Genomic DNA, 7,013 nt, shown 5'->3' with positions numbered 1-7,013 from the left:
TCCGCCGACCCGAACACCGCCTCCTACTGGATCAGCACCGAGCACCTCGCCGACTGGATCGCCACCCGCGGCTACGCCACCAGCTGACCCCACACCACCCGCACACCAGCACACGCTGAAGGGCCGGACCCCCACCGGGGGCCCGGCCCTTCGGCATGCCCAGGTCAGAGCTCGTTGCCTGCCCGCACCGGATCAACGGCGGGCGCCACCGAAGCCGACGACTGACCGCCGATAGCGCCGGGAGGCACCTCGGCCGCCTCCAAATCAGCGGCGCCGTCGACCGACGCGACGCGGTGGGCGCGGCGACGCAGCCACCAGGTGCTGCCGAGCCCGGCGAGCACCGCGAGGACCAACCCGGCCCACGAGATGTCCTTCAGCCAGTGTTCGGCCGCCCGGCCAACTGAGTAGAGCAGGTACGTCGTGCCGAAGGCCCAGACCAAGCCGCCGGCCGCGTTCGCCACCAGGAAGCGGCGGTACGGCACGTGCAGCGCCCCGGCGAGCGGCCCGGCCAGGATCCGCAGCAGTGCCACGAACCGACCGAAGAAGACCGCCCAGACGCCGTGCCGCGCGAAGCTCTGTTCGGCACGGGCCAGCTGCGCCGGGCCCAGGTGATTGGGGAACCGTCTGCCCAGCCGGGCGAGCAGTGGACGACCGCCGCGTCGGCCAATGGCGTACCCGACGGAGTCGCCGACGATGGCGCCGAACGCCGCTGCGCTGGCCACCCACTCCGGCTCCACCACTCCGGTGGCGGCGAGCAAGGCGGAGCTGACCAGGACGATCTCGCCGGGCAGCGGGACGCCCATGCTCTCCACGCCGATCACCCCGGCGACGAGTAGATAGATCACGCCCGGAGGCAGCGCCGAGAGCCAGTGCTGAACGTCAATCACTCGGCACCCCTTCCGATCGGCCCCGACCCTACCCCGCCGGCCTGGCGACGCGGCGCGGTCGTGGGCCGCCCGAACCGTGACGCCAGGTTGCACATATAGCAAGACGGACGTACGGTTTTGTTGGAAGCGGAATCGGCGGGTAAGTGTCACCTAACCTCGGCGGCACCCCGGCCGGTGCGACAGACTGCTCAGGACTACTCACGGTCGCTGGTGTGAAGGAGTACGACGTGGCGAGCCTCGACACCTTCGGTGCGAAGACCCAGCTACGCGTCGGAGACGCGAGCTACGAGATTTTCAAGATCGACAAGGTGGACGGCCACGCGCGGTTGCCGTACAGCCTGAAGATCCTGCTGGAGAACCTGCTGCGGACCGAGGACGGCGCGAACATCACCGCCGACCACATCCGCCAGCTCGGCGGGTGGGACTCCACCGCCGCCCCGAGCGTGGAGATCCAGTTCACCCCGGCGCGGGTCCTGATGCAGGACTTCACCGGCGTGCCCTGCGTGGTCGACCTGGCGACCATGCGCGAGGCCGTACGTGACCTGGGCGGCGACGCCAGCAAGGTCAACCCCCTCGCCCCGGCAGAGCTGGTCATCGACCACTCGGTCATCGCCGACCTGTTCGGCCGCGAGGACGCCTTCGCCCGCAACGTCGAGCTGGAGTACGAGCGCAACAAGGAGCGCTACCAGTTCCTGCGCTGGGGTCAGACCGCGTTCAACGAGTTCAAGGTCGTCCCGCCGGGCACCGGCATCGTGCACCAGGTCAACATCGAGTACCTGGCCCGCACCATCATGGAGCGGGGTGGCCAGGCGTACCCGGACACGGTCGTCGGCACCGACTCGCACACCACCATGGTCAACGGCCTGGGCGTGCTGGGCTGGGGCGTCGGTGGCATCGAGGCCGAGGCCGCGATGCTCGGCCAGCCGGTCAGCATGCTGATCCCCCGGGTGGTGGGCTTCAAGCTCTCCGGTGAGATGCCGGCCGGCACCACCGCCACCGACCTGGTGCTGACCATCACCGAGATGCTGCGCAAGCACGGTGTGGTCGGCAAGTTCGTCGAGTTCTACGGCCCCGGCGTGGGCGCCGTGCCGCTGGCCAACCGGGCCACCATCGGCAACATGTCCCCGGAGTACGGCTCCACCGTGGCGATCTTCCCGATCGACGCGGAGACGATCCGCTACCTGGAGCTGACCGGCCGTGACGCGGCGCAGGTCGCGCTGGTCGAGGCGTACGCCAAGGAGCAGGGCCTCTGGCACGACCCGGACGCCGAGCCGGACTACTCCGAGCGCCTGGAGCTGGACCTCGGCTCCATCGAGCCGTCGCTCGCCGGCCCGAAGCGCCCGCAGGACCGGGTGCCGCTGGGTGCTGCGAAGACGCTGTTCCGCTCCGCGTTGACCGACTACGTGGCCGACGACTCCGTCGGTGAGCGCGACCTCAAGCCGGGTGTCCCCCGCGAGGAGCTGCCGCGTGGCGCCAACGGCCCGGCCGACGAGGCCAGCGCCGAGTCCTTCCCGGCCAGCGACCCGCCGGCCAACGACTTCAGCGACCCGGCCGACGAGCCGCGTGACCTGGAGACCGCGGCGGTCGGCGCGGGTGGCCGGGCCAGCAACCCGGTCCGGGTCACCGGCGCCGACGGTGCCGAGTACGAGCTGGACCACGGCGCCGTGGTGATCGCCGCGATCACCTCCTGCACCAACACGTCCAACCCGCAGGTGATGATCGGTGCCGCGCTGCTGGCCCGCAACGCCGTGGAGAAGGGCCTGACCCGCAAGCCGTGGGTGAAGACCACCCTGGCGCCCGGGTCGAAGGTCGTCATGGACTACTACGAGCGGGCCGGCCTCACGCCGTACCTGGACAAGCTCGGCTTCAACCTGGTCGGCTACGGCTGCACCACCTGCATCGGCAACTCGGGCCCGCTGCCCGAGGAGGTGTCCGCCGCGGTCAACGAGCACGACCTGTCGGTGGTTTCGGTGCTCTCGGGCAACCGGAACTTCGAGGGCCGGATCAACCCGGACGTCAAGATGAACTACCTGGCGTCGCCGCCCCTGGTGGTCGCCTACGCCCTGGCCGGCACCATGGACATCGACCTGGCCAACGAGCCGATCGGTGAGGACTCCGAGGGCAACCCGGTCTACCTGCGCGAGATCTGGCCGAACAGCGCCGAGATCCAGGACGTCATCGCCCAGGCGATCGGCGCCACCGGTTTCAGCGCCGCGTACGCCGATGTCTTCGCCGGCGACGAGCGGTGGCAGTCGCTGCCGACCCCGACCGGCGACACCTTCGCCTGGGCGAACGACTCCACCTACGTGCGTAAGCCCCCGTACTTCGAGGGCATGCAGCAGGAGCCGAGCCCGGTCGTCGACATCTCCGCTGCCCGGGTGCTGGCCAAGCTGGGTGACTCGGTGACCACCGACCACATCTCGCCGGCCGGCGCGATCAAGGCGGACTCCCCGGCCGGCACGTACCTGGCCGAGCACGGTGTGCCGCGCCACGAGTTCAACTCGTACGGTTCCCGCCGGGGCAACCACGAGGTGATGATCCGGGGCACCTTCGCCAACATCCGGTTGCGCAACCAGCTGGTGCCCGGGGTGGAGGGCGGCTTCACCGTCAACCACCTCACCGGCGAGCAGACCTCGATCTACGACGCCTCGGTGGCCTACCAGGAGGCCGGCATCCCGCTGGTCGTGCTGGCCGGCAAGGAGTACGGCTCGGGCTCGTCGCGGGACTGGGCGGCCAAGGGCACCATGCTGCTGGGCGTCCGGGCGGTCATCGCCGAGTCGTACGAGCGGATCCACCGCTCGAACCTGATCGGGATGGGCGTGCTGCCGCTCCAGTTCCCGGTGGACGTCACCGCCGAGTCGCTCGGCCTGACCGGCACCGAGACGTTCACCATCACCGGGGTGACCGCCCTGAACGACGGTGAGACCCCGCGTACCGTGCAGGTCAGCACCGACACCGGCGTTGAGTTCGACGCCGTGGTGCGGATCGACACCCCCGGTGAGGCGGACTACTACCGGCACGGCGGCATCCTGCAGTACGTGCTGCGCCGCATGATCGCCAACTGATCGCGTACGGCTGGTCGAGGGCCGCTTCCCGCTCCGGCGGGGGGCGGCCTTCGCCGTCCGAACCGGGGAAGGCTCGCTGTCAGAGCGCCCGTAGTCGCTCGGCTACCGCGTCATCCACGGCGCGCCGCGCGTAACCCCGGAACCGCCGCGGCAGGGCGACAGGGGTGCGACGCCGCCGGGCTCCTTCCCGCCCTCGGCGGGAGGGAGCCTGCGTCGTTCCCGGGTCGCTCCTCGTACCGGGCCCTGCCGCGGGCTAACCTCTTAGCTAAGGAGGTGCCACGGTGGCCGGTGAAGCTGCGGCGCAGTTCAACATCCATGATGCGAAGACGAACCTGTCACGCATCATCGAACGGGTCGAGCGCGGCGAGGAGATCGTGATCAGCCGGGCTGGTAACCCGGTCGCCAAGGTCATTCCTCTTCGTCGTACGACACGCACCGGTCGCGGGTCTCTGCGTGGTGCGTTGGATCTCACCGGTGACTGGGATTCCGACGAGGTCAACGACGAGGTTGCTCGCGACTTCGGGCTTCCCGGATGAGGCTCTTGCTCGACACGCACGTGGTGCTCTGGTGGCTGACCGATGACCCGATCCTCGCCACGGACATCAAGGACCGCATCGACACCGAACCCGATGTCTACCTGAGCCCGGTCACGCTGTGGGAGGTCGCGATCAAACAGTCGCTGGGCAAGTTGCCCGGTCCTGCCGACCTGGCCGAACGAATTCGTGACGCCGAACTGCGGGAACTTCCGGTCCTTCACGATCACGCCATCGCGGCTGGTCGACTGCCGTTGATCCATCGGGATCCCTTCGACCGGATGCTGGTCGCGCAGGCCCTGCACGAAGGGCTGACCCTGGTCACCCGGGACGACCGCATTCAGAAGTACGACGTACCGATCCTGGTGGCGTGACTTTCATCCGCTCGCGGGTGAGGTCGTCGGCCCGGTCGATCAGGTCTCGACGCCCGACGGGGTGAGCGCTCAGCGCAGCCGCAGCGCGACCGCGCGGGCCTCCCCGTCGGTGAGGGGCAGGAACCAGAGGAAACGGCGGACAATGGCGACCGGGTCGGGTCCGCCCGGTTGGCCGCGCAGGTCGCGGATCGCCCGGCGGGTGATCCTGGAGAACTCGGGGATCAGGGTCGCGCGGCGGGCGGCGTCCGTCGGGGTCGCTCGCAGCGTCGGGCAGGGCCAGTCCCGGCCGCAGGCGTCGCACGTCCACAGCGGGCCGTCGGCGGTGTGCGCGACCGGCGGGCCGCACCGGGACCGCCAGCGTGATTCGGGTACGACGTTCCCCGCGCGCCCCGGGCCGCGGTACGCGCCATGACGCGGGAGCAGTGCGAGCGGCTGGCCGAGCAGGCCGCGCTGCCGAACGTGTCGCTGTTCGTCGTGCCCGCCGACGTCGGCATGTATCCGGGCCTCGGTGGACCGTTCACGGTGGCCGAGATGCCGGCCGGGGCGCGGGTCGCGCACGTCGACAGCCAGGCGCAGGCGCAGCTCATCGACAAGGTTGCCGACGTTGCTACATTCGACCGACGGTGGGAACGCATCCGCGACGGAGCCCTGTCGCGTGCGCAGTCCCTCAATCTGATCAGGGAAGCGGCGGCATCATGGACCTGACCGGCGCTCGGTGGCGCAAGAGCAGCAAGAGTGGCAACAACGGCGGCGACTGCGTCGAGGTGGCCGACAACCTCGAGGGCGTCGTCGGCGTACGTGACTCCAAGGACCCGGCCGGTCCGGCGCTCGCCTTCGACCCGGCGGCCTGGACCCGGTTCCTGGTGCTGGCCAAGCGCGGCTGACCCTCTGTCCTACCGGGTGAGTTCGTCGGCCCGGTCGAGCAGCGCACGGCGCTCGGCGGTCGAGCCGACCGCTGCCGCCGCCTCCCGGAACAATTCGGCCGCACGCGTCCGGTCGCCCTGCCGGGCCACCAGGTCGGCCTCGACCGCCACGGTGAGCGGGTAGCCGTCCAACCCACCCTCGGCGCGCGCCGCGTCGAGCAGTACCAACCCGGCAGCCGGCCCGTGCGCGTACCCGTGCGCGACGACACGGTTGAGCGCGATCACCGGTGAGGGGCGGAGGTCGGCGAGCGCGTCGTAGGCCCGCGCGATCGTCGGCCAGTCGGTGTCGTCGGCCGAGGCGGCGGTGGCGTGGCAGGCGGCGATCCGGGCCTGCCACGCGTACGGCCCGTCGTGGCGTACCCGGTCGAGGGCGGCCAGTCCCTCGGCGATGGCGGCGCGGTCCCACCGGTCGCGGTCCTGCCGCTCCAGGGTGAGCAGGTTGCCGGCAGCGTCGCGACGGGCGTCTCGGCGGGAGTGTTGGAACAGGCACAGCGCCAGCAGCGCGGCGACCTCGGACTGCTCGGGCATCAGCCGGTCGAGCAGCCGGGCCAGCCTGACCGCCTCGTCGGCGAAGGCCGGTTCGCCGTCGGCGACGTAGCCCCGGGTGAACAGCAGGTACAGCACGGCGAGGACGCCGGGTAGCCGCTCGGTCAGCGCCGGCCCGCTCGGCACCCGGTACGGGATGCCGGCCTGGGCGATGCGGGTGCGCGCCCGGGTCAACCGGCGGGTCATCGTCGACTCGCTGACCAGCAGGAGGCGGGCGATGTCGGCGGTGGGCACGCCGCAGACCGTCCGCAGCGTCAACGCCACCCGGGCCTCGAGCGCGAGCGCCGGATGGCAGCAGGTGAAAATGAGACGCAGCCGGTCGTCCACCACGTCCTGCCCCACCTCGGGCTCGGGCTGCGCCTCGTCTGGAGTGAGCAACGCCAGGTCGTGCAGCTTGCGCCGCTCCACTGTGGCCCGGCGCAGCACGTCGACCGCCCGGTTGCGGGCCACCGTCATGAGCCAGCCGCCCGGGTTGGCCGGTACACCGTCGGCGGGCCAACGTTCCAGCGCGACGGTCAACGACTCCTGGGCGCAGTCCTCGGCCAACGCCCAGTCCCCGGTCACCCGGATCAGTGTCGCGACGATCCGGGGGTACGCGTCGACGCTGGCGGTCGCGACGGCCTTCGCCGCCGCCGCGACGGCCGGTGCCGGGGTGCGCACCGACCGGCGCTGCGAGGTGGACAAC

General features: G+C 70.9%; 6 protein-coding genes and 2 pseudogenes. 6 read left to right on the top strand and 2 right to left on the bottom strand.

The features are described 5' to 3' along the window. A pseudogene (locus ACIA47_RS31910) lies at positions 1-87 on the top strand (phytochelatin synthase); the annotation flags it as partial. 77 nt (positions 88-164) lie between these two features. On the opposite strand, the gene ACIA47_RS31905 reads toward ACIA47_RS31910, so the two are convergent. After that, a complete protein-coding gene (locus ACIA47_RS31905; RefSeq protein ID WP_396712113.1) occupies positions 165-887 on the bottom strand; it encodes a DedA family protein in 723 nt (240 codons plus the stop codon). Between the two features lie 212 nt (positions 888-1,099). Here ACIA47_RS31905 and ACIA47_RS31900 point away from each other — a divergent pair, with 212 nt between their 5' ends. The 5 genes and pseudogenes from ACIA47_RS31900 to ACIA47_RS31880 all read left to right on the top strand — a co-directional run bounded on the left by ACIA47_RS31900 (position 1,100) and on the right by ACIA47_RS31880 (position 5,743). Further along, the gene (locus tag ACIA47_RS31900; RefSeq protein WP_203125007.1) at positions 1,100-3,952 is read left to right on the top strand and encodes an aconitate hydratase; all 2,853 of its coding nucleotides are present in this window, start codon (positions 1,100-1,102) and stop codon (positions 3,950-3,952) included. Positions 3,953-4,233: 281 nt separating this feature from the next. Then, the gene (locus ACIA47_RS31895; protein WP_396712111.1) at positions 4,234-4,488 is read left to right on the top strand and encodes a type II toxin-antitoxin system Phd/YefM family antitoxin; all 255 of its coding nucleotides are present in this window, start codon (positions 4,234-4,236) and stop codon (positions 4,486-4,488) included. Then, positions 4,485-4,859 carry a type II toxin-antitoxin system VapC family toxin gene (locus tag ACIA47_RS31890; protein ID WP_396712109.1) on the top strand — a complete coding sequence of 125 codons (375 nt, stop codon included), beginning with the start codon at positions 4,485-4,487 and terminating at the stop codon, positions 4,857-4,859. Before ACIA47_RS31895 ends, ACIA47_RS31890 begins: the two co-directional genes overlap by 4 nt. 402 nt (positions 4,860-5,261) lie before the next feature. Continuing rightward, positions 5,262-5,564 (top strand): annotated as a pseudogene (locus ACIA47_RS31885) (Scr1 family TA system antitoxin-like transcriptional regulator); the annotation flags it as partial. Then, a complete protein-coding gene (locus ACIA47_RS31880; protein WP_396712107.1) occupies positions 5,555-5,743 on the top strand; it encodes a DUF397 domain-containing protein in 189 nt (62 codons plus the stop codon). The pseudogene ACIA47_RS31885 and the gene ACIA47_RS31880, both read left to right, overlap by 10 nt. Before the next feature lie 9 nt (positions 5,744-5,752). Here ACIA47_RS31880 and ACIA47_RS31875 read toward each other — a convergent pair whose 3' ends face one another. After that, on the bottom strand, positions 5,753-7,012 hold the full coding sequence (locus ACIA47_RS31875) for an RNA polymerase sigma factor (RefSeq protein WP_396712105.1): 1,260 nt from the start codon (positions 7,010-7,012) through the stop codon (positions 5,753-5,755). Between the last annotated feature and the right edge of the window lies 1 nt (position 7,013).

Origin of the sequence: Micromonospora sp. NPDC051227 (genome assembly GCF_044455385.1) — a bacterium.
Taxonomy (GTDB): Bacteria; Actinomycetota; Actinomycetes; order Mycobacteriales; family Micromonosporaceae; genus Micromonospora.
The sequence above is the reverse complement of the archived record's forward strand: the minus strand, read 5'-3'. Positions and strand labels throughout refer to the sequence as shown.